The 17,923-nt window shown below is 57.7% G+C and carries 20 protein-coding genes and 1 tRNA gene; 11 read left to right on the top strand and 10 right to left on the bottom strand.

The features are described 5' to 3' along the window. Positions 1–77: 77 nt before the first annotated feature. Together EPL03_RS17910 and EPL03_RS17905 are read right to left on the bottom strand one after the other, a co-directional pair. The gene (locus EPL03_RS17910; RefSeq protein WP_004594565.1) at positions 78–305 is read right to left on the bottom strand and encodes a hypothetical protein; all 228 of its coding nucleotides are present in this window, start codon (positions 303–305) and stop codon (positions 78–80) included. A 60-nt stretch (positions 306–365) separates the two neighbouring features. Continuing rightward, complete coding sequence (locus tag EPL03_RS17905; RefSeq protein ID WP_004594566.1) at positions 366–1,328, bottom strand: transcription initiation factor IIB; 963 nt, start codon at positions 1,326–1,328, stop codon at positions 366–368. Between the two features lie 70 nt (positions 1,329–1,398). On the opposite strand from EPL03_RS17905, the gene EPL03_RS20770 reads away from it, so the two are divergent. From EPL03_RS20770 to EPL03_RS17880, 5 genes are all read left to right on the top strand, one after another. Next, the gene (locus EPL03_RS20770; protein WP_011222430.1) at positions 1,399–2,016 is read left to right on the top strand and encodes a COX15/CtaA family protein; all 618 of its coding nucleotides are present in this window, start codon (positions 1,399–1,401) and stop codon (positions 2,014–2,016) included. Between the two features lie 104 nt (positions 2,017–2,120). After that, positions 2,121–3,107: a thioredoxin domain-containing protein gene (locus EPL03_RS17895; RefSeq protein ID WP_004594568.1), complete on the top strand. Its 987-nt coding sequence runs from the start codon at positions 2,121–2,123 to the stop codon at positions 3,105–3,107. A 7-nt stretch (positions 3,108–3,114) separates the two neighbouring features. Beyond that, positions 3,115–3,531 carry a disulfide bond formation protein B gene (locus EPL03_RS17890; protein WP_049909643.1) on the top strand — a complete coding sequence of 139 codons (417 nt, stop codon included), beginning with the start codon at positions 3,115–3,117 and terminating at the stop codon, positions 3,529–3,531. 98 nt (positions 3,532–3,629) lie between these two features. Further along, a complete protein-coding gene (locus tag EPL03_RS17885) occupies positions 3,630–4,355 on the top strand; it encodes a CPBP family intramembrane glutamic endopeptidase (RefSeq protein ID WP_004594570.1) in 726 nt (241 codons plus the stop codon). A gap of 168 nt (positions 4,356–4,523) precedes the next feature. Then, a complete protein-coding gene (locus EPL03_RS17880; RefSeq protein ID WP_004594571.1) occupies positions 4,524–5,678 on the top strand; it encodes a multicopper oxidase domain-containing protein in 1,155 nt (384 codons plus the stop codon). A 204-nt stretch (positions 5,679–5,882) separates the two neighbouring features. On the opposite strand, the gene EPL03_RS17875 is transcribed toward EPL03_RS17880, so the two are convergent. The 3 genes from EPL03_RS17875 to EPL03_RS17865 form a co-directional block, all read right to left on the bottom strand. Further along, positions 5,883–6,068 (bottom strand): DUF7333 family protein, encoded by a 186-nt coding sequence (locus EPL03_RS17875; RefSeq protein ID WP_011222429.1) that lies wholly within the window; start codon positions 6,066–6,068, stop codon positions 5,883–5,885. 283 nt (positions 6,069–6,351) lie between these two features. Beyond that, entirely contained in the window at positions 6,352–7,104 is a 753-nt protein-coding gene (locus EPL03_RS17870) for a DUF7260 family protein (protein ID WP_011222428.1), read from the bottom strand. 103 nt (positions 7,105–7,207) lie between these two features. Further along, positions 7,208–7,609, bottom strand: a complete 402-nt coding sequence (locus EPL03_RS17865) for a plastocyanin/azurin family copper-binding protein (RefSeq protein WP_004594574.1) — start codon at positions 7,607–7,609, stop codon at positions 7,208–7,210. Positions 7,610–7,869: 260 nt separating this feature from the next. On the opposite strand from EPL03_RS17865, the gene EPL03_RS17860 reads away from it, so the two are divergent. From EPL03_RS17860 to EPL03_RS17845, 4 genes are all read left to right on the top strand, one after another. Continuing rightward, positions 7,870–7,944 (top strand) — tRNA-Glu (locus tag EPL03_RS17860). A 40-nt stretch (positions 7,945–7,984) separates the two neighbouring features. Continuing rightward, a complete protein-coding gene (locus EPL03_RS17855; RefSeq protein ID WP_011222426.1) occupies positions 7,985–8,404 on the top strand; it encodes a hypothetical protein in 420 nt (139 codons plus the stop codon). Between the two features lie 128 nt (positions 8,405–8,532). Further along, positions 8,533–9,744, top strand: coding sequence for a hypothetical protein (locus EPL03_RS17850; protein WP_011222425.1), 1,212 nt, complete (start codon positions 8,533–8,535; stop codon positions 9,742–9,744). Between the two features lie 54 nt (positions 9,745–9,798). After that, complete coding sequence (locus EPL03_RS17845; protein ID WP_225935282.1) at positions 9,799–9,981, top strand: hypothetical protein; 183 nt, start codon at positions 9,799–9,801, stop codon at positions 9,979–9,981. 63 nt (positions 9,982–10,044) lie between these two features. Here the strand turns inward: EPL03_RS17845 and EPL03_RS17840 are convergent, their stop codons facing one another. Next, positions 10,045–12,417, bottom strand: a complete 2,373-nt coding sequence (locus tag EPL03_RS17840; RefSeq protein WP_004594578.1) for a heavy metal translocating P-type ATPase — start codon at positions 12,415–12,417, stop codon at positions 10,045–10,047. A 362-nt stretch (positions 12,418–12,779) separates the two neighbouring features. On the opposite strand from EPL03_RS17840, the gene EPL03_RS17835 reads away from it, so the two are divergent. Beyond that, entirely contained in the window at positions 12,780–13,076 is a 297-nt protein-coding gene (locus tag EPL03_RS17835) for a PadR family transcriptional regulator (RefSeq protein WP_004594579.1), read from the top strand. A gap of 68 nt (positions 13,077–13,144) precedes the next feature. Then, positions 13,145–14,032 carry a hypothetical protein gene (locus EPL03_RS17830; RefSeq protein ID WP_004594580.1) on the top strand — a complete coding sequence of 296 codons (888 nt, stop codon included), beginning with the start codon at positions 13,145–13,147 and terminating at the stop codon, positions 14,030–14,032. Between the two features lie 321 nt (positions 14,033–14,353). Here the strand turns inward: EPL03_RS17830 and EPL03_RS17825 are convergent, their stop codons facing one another. The 4 genes from EPL03_RS17825 to EPL03_RS17810 form a co-directional block, all read right to left on the bottom strand. Then, positions 14,354–16,636 carry a copper-translocating P-type ATPase gene (locus tag EPL03_RS17825; protein ID WP_004594581.1) on the bottom strand — a complete coding sequence of 761 codons (2,283 nt, stop codon included), beginning with the start codon at positions 16,634–16,636 and terminating at the stop codon, positions 14,354–14,356. 131 nt (positions 16,637–16,767) lie between these two features. Continuing rightward, positions 16,768–16,965, bottom strand: a complete 198-nt coding sequence (locus tag EPL03_RS17820; protein WP_004594582.1) for a heavy-metal-associated domain-containing protein — start codon at positions 16,963–16,965, stop codon at positions 16,768–16,770. Positions 16,966–17,111: 146 nt separating this feature from the next. Then, positions 17,112–17,507: a hypothetical protein gene (locus EPL03_RS17815; RefSeq protein WP_004594583.1), complete on the bottom strand. Its 396-nt coding sequence runs from the start codon at positions 17,505–17,507 to the stop codon at positions 17,112–17,114. A 137-nt stretch (positions 17,508–17,644) separates the two neighbouring features. Then, the gene (locus EPL03_RS17810; RefSeq protein ID WP_004594584.1) at positions 17,645–17,920 is read right to left on the bottom strand and encodes a DUF7521 family protein; all 276 of its coding nucleotides are present in this window, start codon (positions 17,918–17,920) and stop codon (positions 17,645–17,647) included. Positions 17,921–17,923 lie beyond the last annotated feature (3 nt).

The following is a 17,923-nucleotide window of genomic DNA, read 5'->3' as shown; positions in this document are numbered from 1 at the left end:
CCACGAACTCAGTCGGGATCGTGGTTCCAGAGTCATGACGGTCGATCCATCGAAAGAGGGGAGACATGGTGACACAATTATGAATCGTGCTGAATTTCGAGTCGTTGTTCGCCTGCGTCTGTGATCTCGTAGAGACCCCTCCCCAGTGGAACAATACAGCCCTCACTATGGAGGTGAGCACACGTTTGGTCAATGGTGATCGGGTGTCCATCGACGGCGTTAGTGATCTCCATCACATGGCACGGTGACTCATCAACGAGCAGCTCCAATATCTCGACCTCGGTCTGTATTGAGAACTCGCTCATGGTAAATATCGTATCATGACCCACTCAGTAGCTGGATTTCGCCCGGCAGGGGCTATCCGGTCAGTCATACTGCGCGTACACCTCGAGAAGCTCTTGGTATCGATTTCGGATCGTGACTCGACTGACGTGGGCGACCTCACTCACCGTCTCCTGTGTGAGCTGTTCGTTCGTGAGGTGGGTCGCAGCATACAGAGCGGCAGCCGCCAACCCGGCTGGACTCTTTCCACTGTGGACGGCATTATCTGTAGCTACCTCAAGCAGTTCTCGAGAGCGCCGTTCTGCTTCGTCGCTCACGTCGAGCGATGACGCGAATTGTGGAATATATTGCATGGGATCCTCCGGCTCGATCTCCAGCCCAAGTTCTCGGGACAGATATCGGTACGCTCGCTGGATCCGGATTTTCTCGACACGGCTGACATCGGCGAACTCCGTCAGCGGCCGTGGCATTCCGTGCTGTCGAGCAGCCGCATACAACGACGCCGTCGACATACCCTCGATCGAGCGACCGGGGAGCAGGTTCTGCTCCACAGCACGCCGGTACAGGACGCCTGCAGTTTCCCGAACCGATTCAGGAAGTCCCAGAGCGGACGCCATGCGGCTGATCTCCCCGAGCGCTTGCTTGAGATTCCGCTCGTGAGCATCCTTCGTACGGAACCGCTCGTCCCACGTCCGGAGGCGCTGTAATTGAGCACGTTTGCGACCAGAGACAGCCTGTCCGTAGGCATCCTTGTCCTGCCAGCCGATAGTCGTACTCAGACCCTTATCGTGCATCAGCTGCGTCGTCGGAGCCCCGACCCGACTCTTTTCATCGCGTTCCTCTGAAGTGAACGCACGCCACTCAGGACCGTGGTCGATTGGATTATCTTCAAAAACCAACCCACAGCTTTCGCAGGTCGCCTCACCGCTGTCGCTAGTCCGTGTAATATGACCCTGACACTCGGGACAGATGTTGTCGTTGGCAGACTTCACCTCGCGGTCGCGTTCATCTATTGACCGTTCCTGGGTATGTTCTTGAGCCATCATACTATTGGCATATAGGGGTTTTCCCTACAAACCGTGTGTCTTCTTAACAGTATCATGAGACGGCTCCTCAATGAATAGCAGGCGGTGTCCCACTCGCTGGGAATCCGGCTTAACACTTTGTCTCCAAGACATCAACTCGTCACACCGCAAGTCAACGTCCCTACCCAATATTATGTCTCAAGCCCGACTCCGCAGGCACGATATACGAACCGCGATTTCAAGGATTCCGGTCGAGTACAGGCATATCGCCAGTTTGACGCTACTAGTGACGTATATTGTGATGCTTCTTGGAGCCTACACCAGTGCAATCGGTGCTGGACTTTCCTGTCCCGATTGGCCGACCTGCTACGGGACGTGGGTCCCCTTCCTTCAACCCGAGATCATTGCTAACTCGCCATACTCTGCACTCCAAATCTTCGCTGAGTGGGCTCACCGTGGACTGGCGATGACGGCCGGGGTTCTGATCGTCGGCACGACCCTTGGAGCGTGGGTGACACACCGTAATACCCCGATTGTCAAATGGTCGGCCACGGCCGCTCTCGTCCTCCTTCCGTTACAGGTTATCCTCGGAGGATTGACCGTCACGGAAGATCTCCAACCGACCATCGTGACGACGCATCTGGGCGTGGCAATTCTCATTCTCCTCTGTCTCCTGACGACCTGCCTCGTCGCATATCTCCGCCGCTGATGACCCCTTGCGTATAACACAATGCCACAGATACCGACGATTCAGCTCACTATGAGAGCAGAACACGGAGCCTATGAAATCTACACTTGGAGTAGTGATCACGAATGACTGCCCATACCTGCCCGATCTGTACAGATCAATTCGAAACAGCTGGAGCAGCGCGTGACCACACATGGAACGTTCACAGCGCCTGCCATTATTGTGGCGAACAACTCGGTGACGAGACTGACGAGCAGCTCTACAGACACTGGCTCGTCGCGCACCCCGACGACCTCTCAGGTGTGGATTACAAACGGGCTGAGACAGCCGTTGATTCACTCACGTTCTCAGAGCGGCTCTCCGAGGGAGGTGTTGGAGCTGCTGTCGGAGGACTAACCCGCCGACAGCTTCTCCTCGGCGGTGGTGGTGCCGCCACTGCCGGTCTCGTGATCGGCGCCACCGCTCTCTCTAACAATACGAGCACTGAGCCGGATGACGGCGCGACTGCTGGAGGTGATACGGGTGCCGTTACCACTGCCCCGATTCCCGACTCGCCTGGAGACTTCCGCTATGCGACGATGGGGTCTGCTGATGCCGATGTCATGGTCACATACTTCGGGAGCTGGAAGTGTCCGTACTGCGCCCAGTTCAGTACGGAGATGCTTTCACAACTCGTGACGGACTACGTGGAACCAGGAACAATTGCGCTCGAGTTCCGCAATCTGGCATATATCGGTGGCGACCCATTTTTGGGCCCCGATGCACCGGCAGCCGGTCAGGCCGGATTAGCCGTCTGGAACACCGACCCAGCCTCATACTGGGCGTTTCACGAATACGTGTTCGGGAATCAACCACCCGAGAGCGACCAGTGGGCGACCGCCGAGAGATTGGTCGAGTTTGCTCAGGCCGCAGGCGTCTCCGAGACAGCGTCGGTCCGCACGGCCATCCAAGAAAATCAGTATGACGACGCGCTGCGGGCGACTGACAGGGCTGCGAGCGATGTCGGTGTCGATGCCACACCCACGCTCCTCATCGATGGCATGACGGTCAATCCACTCGGAAACGAAGAGCGAGTAAGACAGCTGATCGAAGATGCAGCTGGATCAAACTGAGTCATGGATGTCCGACGGACGATTCTGGCTTGCAGGCGGGGCAGGCGTCGCGGCGATTGCAACCCTGGGAAGCCTCTGGTTCAGTCTCGGCCTCGGTCTCGTTCCGTGTACCCTCTGCTGGTACCAACGTATCCTCATGTATCCGCTTGTCGTCGTTCTCGGCGTTGCCGCCCTCGAGAGCCACAACACAATCTGGCGAACAGTCGTGCCACTATCCGTGGTGGGAGCTTCAATCGCGGGATATCACTCCGTACTCCAAGCAACGACGGCCTCATGCACCTTTGCTGGCCCCTGTGCAGTTGTCCAGTGGCAGGCTCCGGTGCTCGGACTTACAATTCCGAATCTCTCACTCATCGCGTTCGTGCTCGTGATAATTACAGTCCTCGCTGGATCCAACCTCGTCGAACCTGAACGTCAGCTATGAACAAAATCACTACCGCGGGATGTCTTGGAATGAATAGCGCCGGAATCGACCTATCGAAGCCAGCTTGTAGGGTGGAGCCCTACGCTCACATCTGATTAATGTCGTCGATATCTCGTTTCCGGTCTGTCGCCTCGGCGATTGGTCTCACGTATGGATCATACGTCGCGGGGGCTATCGTAATCCTTGCCGTCGCGACGGTAGTCGGGTTGTTCGGAGTCGACCTCGCGTCGCGCCCAGCCCTCAGACTGGTTGTGAGCACGTTCTTCCTCCAAGGAGTGACGTTTGGGGGCATCGCCATCCTTTATCTCAAAGGCCGTGATCTCGGATTGGGATTCGTTCCAGTTCGTTCACCTGACAAGCGTGATGGAGCAGTGATTGTTGGCGGGAGTATAGCGATCCTGGGGTTGCTCTTTGTGGCGTCCTCAGTAATCACAGCCCTCGGTCTGAACTCGGCTCAGAATCAGATCGTCGAGGTCGGGCGACAAAATCCGAGTGTATTCCTTCTTCTGATCCCCCTTCAATTCCTGTTAGTCGGCCCGGGAGAAGAGCTGTTGTTCCGGGGCCTCGTACAGGGCACCCTCCGTGAAAGTCTCCATCCGGCTCGTGCAATCATCCTCGCAAGCGCTCTGTTCGCATCGATCCATCTCTTCTCGTTGTCAGGGGAAGGCAAACTGGTGTACATCGGTATCGCATTCGTCCTGGCCTTAGTACTGGGAGCAGCGTACGAGTATACGGACAACCTCACAGTGCCGGCTGTGATTCACGGGACGTATAACGCGGTGCAGTTTGCAGGGGCCTATCTGACGGCGACGGGCGGACTCTAAAAATCTGACCACTTTGTCGTCTCAATTTCAGACTCCTAACGGCGAACAAGTATAAATAAAAAGCCGCCATCTCCATTCGCCTTTTGCCGAACATATCCACGCACTGTCCCGTGAATTGGGACACCGCAGTCGCCCTATGTTTAGGCCAACCAAAATGCCGAGTGTATCATGACCACACGTTTCGGCGCACCCGGAACCGGACTGTCCCGGCGTGAGTTTCTCGCGGCAACTGGCGCGACGGGTATCGCTTCGTTAGCAGGCTGTTCGGCGGGCGGAGCTAACGAGCCAGCAGCAACGAGCGATACGGCCACGCAGACACAAACTGACTCGCCTAATCTCCCCTACACCAGCCCTCCAACAGTCGTCAACGTCGACGAGCAGGGTGGTGGAGTGACGATGCGGACTCAACAGGCCCGCCACGCCGTCCACCCGCTCGATACAATGGGTGGGCCCGTCGAATTCCCACGCGTCTGGGCGTTCCAGGCCGACGACAACGACCCCAGCGTCCCAGGCCCAATTCTCAGAACGACCGAGGGTAACGCGATGGAGGTGACACTCGACAACACCGATGGCCGACGTCCCCACACGATTCACTTCCACGGAATTCGCAAGACGTGGGAGAACGACGGCGTCCCGACGACGACCGGGATTCAGGTCCCGCCAGGGGAGACACACACCTACGAGATTCCCGCTAACGTCCCTGGAACGCATTTCTACCATTGCCACTTCCAGACCCACCGGCATATCGACATGGGCATGTACGGGATCTACCGAGTTGATCCCGAAGGCTACGAACCGGCGGACCGCGAATACTTCATGACGATCAAGGACTGGGATTCGCGGGTTCCGCGGAAGTGGGCCGGTGAGGCGGACTTCACATACAATTCGGCCAGTCGCAATCCGGACGTGTTCACCGTCAACGGGAAGAGCGCACCCCGAACGCTGCACCCCGAAGAAGGCTCACCGATCATCGTCGACGAGGGCGACTCAGTTCGCATCCACCTCGTCAACGGTGGATACATGTCGCACCCGATGCATATCCATAACCACCGCTTCCAGCGTGTCGAAAAGGACGGCGGGACGATTCCAGAGGCTGCCCGCCACGACATGGACGTCACGAACGTCGCCCCCGCTGAACGACACACGATCGAATTTACTGCCGATGCAGACCCCGGCATCTACCTGATGCACTGCCACAAGGTCAACCACGTGATGAACGGCACGTTCTATCCCGGCGGGATGCTCACCGGCGTGGTCTATCGGTCCGTCATGGATACTGACATTTTCAACCAACTTATGGAGTACGCTGGCTACTCCACGTAGAGACCCTCTACACCACGACCAGGACAGGATCTAACTGAACGATAGGGGTTACCCAACCCAGGTGGACTCCTGTTGGTTCGACATCACCCCGCTAAAACAGCCGTCGCTAGGACTGCGAACCGGTCATCGAAATAATCTGAATCAACACAGCTGGGGGCTAGCATGGACCGCAACACAGCGGATTCCGGCTACTGGGTCGGCCTATTATGCACTGGCGCGGAACTCGCCATGTTTCATTCCCAGGAAGAACGCGATGACCGAGAAGATAATCATCGAGGGCAGAACCATCATAAAGACCGTCGAGGAGGTCATCACGGTCGTGAGCGCAATCGCCGCGACGGCGACAATTACGACAAGGGGGGCCACCGAGCGCACAAAGTCGAATTCCATATGTACAGTTGTGACCGGATAGACAAAACCGTTAACAAAGTAGATTTGCTGGAAGCCGGTATTGACACGGTGCGAGCGGAAGCCCACCCTTTCACAGTCATTGCCGGAGTCGATTATCTAACATGTTCGACGCCCACTCACGCCGATTCTGAAAGCCGTGCACCCGGTGCACGGAGTTCCTCGATTCCATCGCTGAGTTTGCCAGCACTAATCGCAGCCAAATCAGCAACTACTGTTCAGCCATAGGACGACGTCAAGACAGAGTAGGAGGTAAAAGAGAGGACTACTCATATTGGGAGATGATCTCCAAGATATCGACAAACGTCGCCAATACCGGATAATCAACCTCCAGACCCTCATAGAGATATGAACAGAGGTCAGTGTAGGCATCCACGTCTGCCGACCGATCGATTCGATGAGCGTGGATTTCCTCCTGCCGTTGCTGGATCCAACTCTTACATTCATCATTCAACGTATGAAGCGTCTCGTATCGGTCGGTTAGTTCAATATCTGAGTTCCCCTGTAATTTCGTAGAATCAAGTTCTGCTATCGCCTCTCGAATCTCTTGAACTGTAGATTGCACGTCTTTGAGGGTAGTGAATTCATCCTGGAGGCTCTCCAGAAAGACTCGGCGGTTGTCAATACACTGCTGTGCGGCCTCGAGGAGCCGTTGTTTGATGAGCGGTGAGAACGTAGTCGCTTCTGAGATCAGGAGCAACACATCGGCCCCGAATTCGGCACTGAGGCTCGCCTCGAACGAATCACCGTACACGTCGCCGTAGTGGTCGACCGCCATCACAGTATCATGATACCACGGCTCGATGGTATTACGGACCGACTTCTCTTCGGATGTAAGGTTCTGATCCACTCCAACAACGGACCGTTCGAACCGAGGAGTCTGTGTGTCGACGGTCTGGATACGCTGGCGAAACCGTTGGAAGGCTTGACATTCGCGCTCAACCTCACGTCGTTCTCGTAGAACACTATCGAGGGCAGCATCCGTGTATGTCGGCCACGGGCCTTGTGCGAGTGTCATCGACAGCGTATGTCTCCATACTGTCGGTCCGAAGCACAGTCAATGTCGGCCATATGGTGTACAAGCGATTCCGGAGCGCACAGCTCGCAGTATACGCGGCCGCCTACCCGGAGAACGAGCTGTACGAGACGCTGCCTTGATCAACGATGGTCTGGCTTTCGGGGACGTCTCCGTCCGGCGGCATACTCCCCTCCGCGGGACCGCCGGGTTCGCCAACGACGATCCGACCGACCATCCCCAGAGTCTTGTGCGGGATACAGAAGTAATCGTACGTCCCCGTGGTCTCGAACGTGTGCTCGAACGTTGCGCCCTGTTCACTCAGCGTTTCGCTATTGAACGTTTCTGCGCTTTCGGGAATCCGGGTAACTGATGCTGAGCTCGTTCCCTCTTTGTAGGCGGTTGCCGAGTGACTGCCGCTCTGGATTTCGAATGTCACAGTTTCCCCGGATTCGATGAACAGACCAATGGGATCGAAATAATACTCGCTCCCGTCAGTGACCATCATAACAGTATTCGAGTCTCCAGACCCACCAGCTGTCTCCTGCGTTTCAGTCGTGGTCGGCTCACCGCCACCGTCTCCGTTCCCCGAACTACTGCATCCAGCGAGACCAGTTACGCCACCTGTTGCGAGAATTCCGGCTGTCTTGAGAACCTGTCGACGCTCCATACCACATTATCAAAGACCCCAACATAAGGGGAAACGGCGGATTCCCACTGAATAGGACACCGACCAGACCTGAAGTACTGAAGCTCCAAGTTGAAGCTGCTCCGTTGGTGTAGCTCGGCCAACCATCTCGGCATCTCACGTCGAGGACCGAGGTTCAAATCCTCGACGGAGCATCCCCGATCTGATCCACTGCCCTACCCATAACCCTCACAGATGGCTACCGCACAACAAGGGACTGAGGAACACATTTTGACCCGCTATGCCTCCGTAGAGATCGGTACAATCACCAGTCCGTGTCTGATTGTTCTTGCCACCGCAACGGTTGTATACAACTGGCCACCGGCTGTACTCGGCTGGTTTGTATCCGGCCTACTCGGACTTCTCATCGCAGTAGTATCCGGCCGGACGTCAGCAATCAGGCCCAGTCTCATCAAATGGCCCCGGGCTGAGTCAAGAGGCGATTTAGCGGTGAATGCGATTGCATACAACGGCGTCTTGATTATTGGCACCGTACTTGGACAGATCGTGTGGACAGCATCGAATAGTCTCCTACTCGCTGCAGGGGTTGGAGCCGTTCTTCCGGTCTGGTTCTTCAAGCATATACAGTTCCTCGTATTTCTGGACGGCGAGTGAATTCACCGTGCCGATCGTACTTTCGGAGGGGGATATTTCCACAGCCAGCAGGATCTAACGACAGTCAAGCCCAGGATATCAGAGGTAAATCAGTCAGGTAGAAGTGCCTCTCTGTCCAAGACAGAATAATGTCACCGGAAGAGCGTCACCCACGTGGAGATCCCTCCCGTGGACAGACCACTCGAATCGGGTCTGTTCGGCCACTCTCTGTACTTCTTGCCGCAATTGTTACGCTCACTCAGGTTCCCGTCGCGTCCGCCCACGGTACAACCGGAAGCGGTGGACTCTCGCAAGGACACGGTGTACTTCTTGCTTTCGTTGGTGCCGTTATTCTCGGCGGCTTCATCCTTCTCAAACGGACCGATCGCATCACCTCAACAACCGCCCTTTACGGCGTATTTGTCGGGATCTCCATCACGGCACTCGGAGCAATTCTCTTCGAAGGGCTCTCCCCAGATCCGACATATACTGCGAGTTCGATGCCGTTCCCCCGGTCGTGGTATCAGCCGTTGGCCCTACTGAGTGGCTTGGGCATCATGGTCGCGAGCTTCATCGTTGGGTGGCTCCGCTGGCCATCCCGCCCACGATACACGTTCCTCGGCATCCTCATGGGATTGTGGATCTCGTACCCCTACCTCATTCCTGGACTGGCAAGTGATACACACCCACTTGGGTACGCAATCGTCCTCGGAACACCAATTCTAGTCGGCTACGTTGTCTGGAAGGACGCAGGGAGTGTCATTCGCGCAGTCATGCGTGATCCGGTTGCGCGTCGCTTCGGCATCGGCGTCGGTGTCGTGTTAGCACTCTTTTTCGTCTCTATAACAGGATACCTCTCGTTTTTCCCCGAGGAGGGCTTCCCCGAAGAGGTGACGGTCGTCGTTCTACCCGCAATCTATCAGCTAGTATCGTGGCCGACGCTCGAAATCGCGATTCCGCATCTCCCGTTCATACATATCCCGTTCTTCCTAGCCCTGTCACCCGGCCAGGTCATCGTCGTCGGGATGCTAAGCGCACTCATCGGGTTAAACGCCGCTCTCATCGCCCGTCACTGGCGCGTCGAGGAACGAGCCGGCATGACCGAAGGGACCGCCGGAAGCGCTGCAATCGTCGGGACGTGTACCTGTGGATGCTGTGGGCCACTCGTCGCGAAGATCGCGGTACTTGCTGCCGGGCCATCGATTGCCGCCCCTCTCTACTGGGTGTTCGTCGATTCGGCCTCGCCGCTCAGTGCAGTATTCATCGTTGGAAGCTTCGTCCTCTTCACGGGGAGCCTAATCTACTCGGTCCAAGCAGCCCGACAGCCCGATCAATCGGCTGCCATCATCCCGGCGGACTGAGGTAAGGTATCTACTGTGATCTCACGGTACCTAGGGGGACAAATGCCTCAATATATGAGGGGAAAACGTCGTCAGTACGTGTTTTTGGAACTGGCAGCGGTACTGATCGTTGTCGGCACCTTCGCAACCGGCTTCCTCCCGTCGACGCCGTTCTACCAAGTCCTCTCCGGAGGCATCATCGTTGCGGGCTTTGCGGTCGGGTACGCGGGGCTCGGTGCCTTTGAATTGCTCGAATGAAGCGATAGGAATCGTCTTCACCCGGTTACAGCAGGTATCTGCCGCTTCGCTGGGTTGGTGCCGCTACTCGTGAAGCAGGTCTCGAAACGAATTCGCTGCGAGGAGACCGCCGGTCGCCACGACCGCACCCATCGCGAACACCGGATTCAGCAACCCCGTCGCTGCGAGTGGCATCGTGACCCCATTATAGAGCAGCGCTAGCCCGTTGTTCTGTTTGACACGCCGACGAGCTGCATCTGCGAGATCGAACGTCGTCTCCACCGCCGCGAGGTCATCATCGACGATAGAAATATCCGCGGCATCGGACGCGAGTGCCGTTCCACCACCGAGCGAGATTCCCAGGTCTGCGGTCGCAAGAGCCGGTGCATCGTTCGTTCCATCACCAACCATTGTAACCTGTCCCCGGGACTGTAACCGCCGGATCGTCGCGGTCTTGCCTGCCGGCGGGACCCCCGCAAACACGTGATCGACGGCAGGATGACTGTCGAGAAAGTCAGTAGCAGCCTCGTCATCACCGGTCAGAACAACGATCTCGATATCACGGTCATTCAGCTGCGTGAGTGTGTCATCCCAACCTGCCCGTGGTTCGTCCCCCACGACGACGACGCCCTCTGCATGACCGTCACGACCGACGACGACCGGAAGGTGACCGGCCGTTCGTGCCTCTGCGGCACGCGTCTCGATCTGCTCGCTCACCGACCACCCAAGTTCCGCGAAGAGATCGAGATTCCCGACGAGAACGCGCGTGTCCTCGACGACTCCTTCGACGCCGGTCGCGTGGCTCGTGAATTCGGTGATGTCCGCTGCGTACTCGTGGTCACTGCCATCGGCAACCCCCCCATCGGCTCTTGAGCGATCGCCCTCCTGATTCCTTTGTGCAAACGTATTCACGATTGCGTCGGCCGCTGGGTGGGATGCTCGCTGTTCGAGGGCCGCGACGGTTTCAAGGAGATCCGACGGTGCATCCACCTCGAGGACATCCATCTGGCCGGTCGTGAGAGTCCCTGTTTTGTCGAAGACGACGACGTCGACGTTCCGAAGGCGCTCGAAGACTGTCTCGTCGAAGATGACGATGCCCCGCTCTACCGCTTGTTCGATACTGGTTGCCACCGAGAGCGGGGTTGCCAGGCCAAGTGCCCACGGACATCCCACTAAGAGAACTACCAGCGCCGTCAGGACGGCGACGGGAATACCAGTCCCCACCAGAAGCGACCCCAATCCAGCGAGTACCGCCCCACCGACGACGACCGGGATGATGACTGACGCGAGCTTATCGGCCTGCCGCTGGACACCGTGATCCCCACTCTGGAGATTCCAGACAGAGGTGACGAGGCGATCGATACTACTGGTTGTCCCATCGCTCACCGTGAGGACAGCAGCCCCATTTGTGACGACCGCCCCGCCGACGACCTCGTCCCCAGCTTGTTTCGATACCGGGAGCGACTCGCCCGTCACGATCGCTTCATCGACCGTGCACTCACTCTCAGCGAGAACACCATCGACTGGGATGCGTTCGCCCTCACGGACGAGAACCCGTTCCCCGGGTTCCAGACTGTGTACGTCGACCATCGTCGTCCCATCGGCGCCATACCGCCTGGCTTCGGTGACGTGGGAGATAGTGAGATTCGTCAGGCGATCCATCGCTCGCTGCTTGCTCAGTGATTCGTAGAAGATGGCGGCCACCACACTCGCGGCAACCACGATCGTGAGGTCGTAGAAAACGTCGAGTCGACCGAGGAGAAAGGCAATCGTGCTGTACACGTAGGCGCTCACCACGGTGATCGCGACGAGAAAGTCCGTATTCGGCTGTCGCATCTTCAGACTGACATACGCACCCTGTAACAGCGGCAGGCCGGTAAACACGAGGACGACACCCGTCAGAACGAGAAAGAGCGGGAGGATCAACAGGCCATCTCCACCGCCGATCCCGGACGTACTCGCGTACATATCGAGCGTCCCCTCACCAAAGAACGACGAGAGCTGCGCCGGATAGAGGAGGACCGCATATGGGAGGAGCATGAACGTCCCGAAAATGACGCCAGCAGCGTAACGGAATCCCAGCACCTCGTCAATCCCTCGTTCATTCGGCTCGTCCGACCGGCGCGACTGTCCGATTATAGTCGGTGTGTCATCGCTCCCTCCAGCACGGAGGGTTGCCGAATAGCCGAGTGTACTCAGGGTATCACAGAGAGTTTCCTTCGAGACGCGATCAGGGTCGTATGTGATACGAACCGTCTCGGTGACGTAGCTTGCTGCCACGTCTACAACACCCTCGCAGTCCTCGGCGACTGATTCAAGAAATGCTTCACACGTCGCACAGTGCATCCCGTCGACCTGAAAGAAAGCTCGTTCCTCAGACCCTAATCGAGGGGTATCCGCATCGCGTTCGCCCGCCCCAGCACCGGACTCGCGCATGGGGTCGTCTGTCGGGTCCATCCGACTGTGGACTCCATCGCCACCGAGTACTCGATGGACGTTTCGACATCCATCACAGCAGAAGACGGTGTCGTTCTCACCCACGACTCTATCGTCAGGGACAGCCCTACCACAAAGCGCGCACGTGGAAGATGAGGATTGAGATGAAGACACAATTGATTACCACCGGCTGACAGCTGACCGAGCACAGCCATGGAACCTCAACGGCGACCTCGGCCGAAGCGCCATTACCGGTGATACAGAGGCATGGGTATTAAGCGCTGTTTGGAGACGAGTGTACTGGTAGATATCCTCGATCCGAAGCTCTGCTTCTGAGTACCAGAGAGAACATATGCCATCCCTCAAAAATAGGGAGCAGACGGATGCACGATCTAACCGGGTTCCAGCGGGACGTCTTGTACGTTATCGCCGGGCTCGAGGAACCACACGGGCTCGCAGTAAAGGCCGAACTCGACGACTACTACGAACAAGAGATCAATCATGGGCGGCTCTATCCAAACCTCGACGACCTCGTCGGCAAAGGCCTCCTGGAGAAAGGTGAACTCGACAAACGGACGAACGTGTACACGGTCACACAACGCGGAGTGCGGGAGATCGAGGCGCGACGTGAGTGGGAAAGCCAGTATTTAGAGGACGTGAACGCACCCACTACGTCGTAGAACCAGGCGAGTAGAACTCAATATCAAAGCGGGACTGCTTTACCCACTTCCCACGAATACGCATTGAGATGGCTCGGCTCGTCTTCTATCATCACCCACAGGCCGAGAATTTCTCACTCAAATATAGCTCGGCATCGGTAGCAGAGATCCGGTCTCAGCAAGAGCAATCCGACGAGTCGACAAAGCTCATCGGGTACCCCTTCGAAGCTCCGGTCTATGTGCTCTATGAAGGCGATTCAGAGATCGAATCAGCGCAAGATATCGACTTTGATCAGGAATGGCTGAGCGATCGTATTCGTGACCTCCCCCGTGCTGGGCAGGTTGTCGCATTCCGATTAGTAGAGTTGCTCGAAGCCGCGGTCGAAGTTCGAGATGAGGATGAGTTCCGGCTCTACAAGGAGTTCGAACCACAAAAGATCCAGCAGGCACTCGATCACGTCTCCTGGGAAGCACCGCTTCCGACCGTCGCTGGAGAGGTGATGTCGAATTTGATCCTCCGACATTCCCTCCCGAATGCGAATCATCGAACTGGCATCGCGATGCTGCAGTTCTGTATTGAGAGTGTGGACCCGGATTTTGAGATGCCACGAACGCACGTCGACGACGATTCCTGGCGAGAGTGGGTCGATCCCTATATCGTCGATTCCAAACGGCTCATTACTGTCCGCCGGAACAACCTCCGTTTCAAGCAACTCGAAGACTTGGACGTCGACGTCGTCGAACGGAAAGACGGGATCCAAATCCGATTAGCCGAGTTCGAGCTGGATATGCACTGGAGAGAAGCCCTCACAGAGTATGCTGGGCAGCACGAATCTCACTGTACGGACTTCGCGCAGGCAGTTCTCGAACGAGCAGGACGGGACGATCTACTTGACCGTCAAGGACCAACGAAACAAGAGTTCCTCACGTATCTGGAGAACGGACTGGTCGAACGGGACTTCAGAGAAATGTTCTGATCAGTCGCGAAGCTCGGCGACCGACTGTCCGACCTCGCGAACGTGTTCACTTCGCTCGAGGTCGAGTTCCTCGGCGAGGTAGTCAACTGTCTCTTCGAGGCTCATGGTGGAAAGAAGTCCGTCAAGCGGTATAAACCTAGTGCTGGTGCAACAATGTAGTCCATCAGAGGAAGCGTCTGTGTATACCAAACTACGTATCCCTCGGGAAAACTGTGGAATCGGTGACTGCATAGCGATACCCACCGAAATCACGCAGTGTCGCCATTTGCTGTCCATCAACCGAACTCAATTGAAAGAAGCTCCGAAGCGATCGGGAGCGTTTCAGTCTGCAGGTTGTGCGTCAGTCGCTGGTGTCCCGCTTGGAAGCTCGGGGATGGACAGGTCCACGCGGCGGAGCAGCTGAGCGTTGATCGCGACGATTACTGTACTCAACGACATCAGGAGCGCACCCACAGCGGGGGAGAGCAGAATCCCGATCGGTGCCAAGACGCCTGCTGCGAGCGGAATTGCGAACACGTTGTAGCCGGCCGCCCAGACGATGTTCTCCTGCATCTTCCGGTAGCTCGCCTTACTGAGTTTCACGAGCCGAACGACGTCCATCGGGTTGTTCTGGACGAGGATGACGTCGGCCGACTGGACGGCGACGTCGGTGCCGCTCCCGATCGCGATACCGACGTCGGCCCGCGTCAGCGCCGGCGCGTCGTTCACCCCGTCGCCGACCATCCCGACGAGCTTGCCCTGGTCCTGAAGCTCCTGAACTTTCTCGTCCTTGTCTTCGGGGAGGACCTCCGCGAACACCGTGTCGATGCCCAGTTCGTCGGCGACAGCGTTGGCGACATCCTGGGAGTCCCCAGTCAACATCGCCACCTCGATGCCCAGATCGTGGAGGGTATCGACGACACGAAAACTCTCCTCACGGATTACGTCAGCCATCGCGAACGCGGCAATCAGCTCGCCTTCACGAACAAGGTATACCACCGTCTGAGCGTTCTGTCCCGCCTCGTCAGCGAAGCGGCGGAGATGGTCGGGTATCTCGCTATCGAGTTGGGTTAACAGGTTTGGCCCGCCGACGTACACCTCATTTCCGTCGACGTTCGCACGGACGCCCCGGCCTTTGATCGCCTCGAAGTCGGTCGCGTCAGGTGCGGTGAGGTCCTGCTCGTCGGCGGCCTCGCGTATGGCTCGCGCGATCATGTGTTCGGAATCGCTTTCGACGGCTGCTGCCAGCGCGAGAGCGTCGTCCTCTTCCACGCCCTCGACGGTCGCCATGTCGACGACGCCGTGTTCGCCTTCGGTGAGCGTCCCCGTCTTGTCGAAGATGATGGCGTCCAGGTTCCGCGCCTCCTCCATCGCGATACGGTCCCGGACCAGCATCCCGTTGCGAGCCGCCAATGACGTGTTGATTGCGACCACTAGGGGGATGGCGAGCCCGAGTGCGTGCGGGCAGGCGATGACGAGCACTGTGACGACGCGCTCGATGACCGTTGCGTCGAATGAGACCGCGAGCGTCCACGCGATTGCTGTCACGACTGCCGCCGCGAGGGCGACGTAGAACAGCCAGCCTGCCGCTCTGTCGGCCAGTACCTGTGTCTTGGATTTGCTCTGCTGGGCTTCCTCGACGAGGCGCATGATTCCCGCGAGCGTCGTCTCCTCGCCCGTCGCACCGACGCGCACGCGGAGGCTGCCGTCGCCGTTGATCGTCCCACCGATGACCTCGTCGCCGGGGTCTTTCGAGACCGGTTTCGATTCGCCCGTGATCATGGACTCGTTGACGTCGGAGTCTCCCTCTTCGACGACGCCGTCAGCAGGGACACTCGCACCCGGCCGGACGAGTACGAGGTCGCCCTCGGAGAGTTCACTCACCGGGACCTCCTCAGTGTCGCCGCCGTCGGTAATCCGCTCGGCGGTGTCCGGCATCAGCTTCGCCAGTTCGTCGACCGCACTCGAGGCCCGTCGCACCGACCGCATCTCGATCCAGTGCCCCAGCAGCATAATGTCGATCAGGGTGACGAGTTCCCAGAAGAACGCCGACTGCGTCGGGAAGACCACGCTCGCGAGGCTGTAGACGAACGCGACGGTGATCGCCATCGAGATGAGCGTCATCATCCCCGGCGACCGATCTTTCAGTTCCGGTACCGCCATCTGGAGGAACGGCATCCCACCGTACGCGAAGACGATGACCGCGAAGACGGGGTTGATCCACTCGCTGCCCGGGAACGCGGGGACGGAGAACCCGAGCCACTCCTGCAGCATTTCGCTGTATAGCAGGACTGGGATCGACAGGAGCGTCGAGACGAAGAAGCGCCGGCGGAACATCTGCTCGTGGCCCTCGTGCATCCCGCCATGCCCCTCACCGTGGCTCTCATGGGAACCGTGGTCGTGTCCTTCGCCCTCGTGTCCAGCGTGCTCGTGCTGCTCGTCGAGCACTGTCTCACTCTCCGCAGCAGGGTGTGCCTCTTCTTCCAGTAGCTCCTGTTCTACCCGCTGCTCGTCCGACTCGGCGTCCGATTCATCCTGCTCGCCGTGTTCGTGCTGGTGACTGCTGTCGTCCTGCTGGTGTTCCCCTCCAGGGGGATTCTCATTTGTATCTTTGTGGTCGTCCATAGCCCATATTCTCTGTAGAGGTGGATCCGCTGGCCCCCTGAATCTTCCCCACTGAACTGTACAGCAGGACCAGCGTAGCGAAGCTTCAAAGACAACGGTTGGCCGTTGTCTCGGAGTGGTCCGCGCGATTCTCAGGCGTAAGCGGTGTACCCGGCGTCTTCGACGGCCTCCACGAGAGCTGTGACATTTGCCTCACCATCGACGCTCGCCTGTTCGCTCTCCCTGTCGACGGTCACGTCAGTCACGCCGGATACCTCTTCGAGGGCCTCTTCGACCGTCTGCTCACAGTGACCGCACGTCATGCCTTCCACGATGATCGTCGTCGTCATACAGGGATACACACGGCCTCCTCTCTTTAGCGGATTTCCCCTTCGATCATACTGATATCGTGGGGCTCAAACTTTAGATTCAAAGTGATACCTGCGGCCGTAACGAACTAGACATCGGATGCGCCAGGTGTCAATAGCGAGGTGGCTCAAGTATCGTTGTGACGCTCTCTGTACGTCTTCGCCGCTAAAAAGACATAGAGTGCGCCGATAGCCCGAATGCCCAAGCGGAATCGCTCGTTCCATTCTATCGACTCTGGACGCTCGTACAGGAACGCGGTGGCAAATCTCTGATACAGGTCGGGAAATAAGAGGACTATCGCACCGAACACGCCGGTAAGATTCATCAGCAATGCGTATGCTCGCCCGTTAAAGAGTGAAAGCGCAGCTATCAGAACACCCTCCGACCGGACTGCTGGACGTATCCACCCTCTCACTGTTCCCTCGTCTGGATTCGAAATGGCGAGTTTCTCGAAGAGCTCGACGATTTCGTCCGGGAACAGCGCTGAGATAGCGCCGAGGACACCGACGAGTGTTCGAATCATACGATATGGTACGACCGATATGGATATAACTCCCACTGCGACGCTACACTATCGAGAACGAGGGGAGTCCGAACAGTAGCGGCTTCGAACCGGGCACGACGCGCAGAGGCCGCTTGTCGAATGGGCGTCCTGAATCCTTATGGATTCGGGGCATACAGGGCGTAGAGGATAGACAGCATCCCGGCTGCGGTGACGAGTGCTGCGACGAATCCTGCTTCGAAGATCGACACCTGGAGGAGTTCGAAGAGGACGCCTTCAAGGAGGCCGCCAAGCCCGACCAATGCGAAGCCGGCGGCGACGTACAGGAGTAACTGCGTGTGATGTCGTTGGTACCCGCGATAGGCCTGATATGCGATGACCAGTGCTAACGCGGTCGTGAACAGTTTGCCGATGACGAATAGCGTGTGGTCCATGAT

Source organism: Halorussus halobius (assembly GCF_004765805.1).
GTDB lineage: Archaea > Halobacteriota > Halobacteria > Halobacteriales > Haladaptataceae > Halorussus > Halorussus halobius.
Note: the sequence above shows the minus strand (reverse complement) of the source record. Positions and strands in the feature narration are given on the sequence as shown.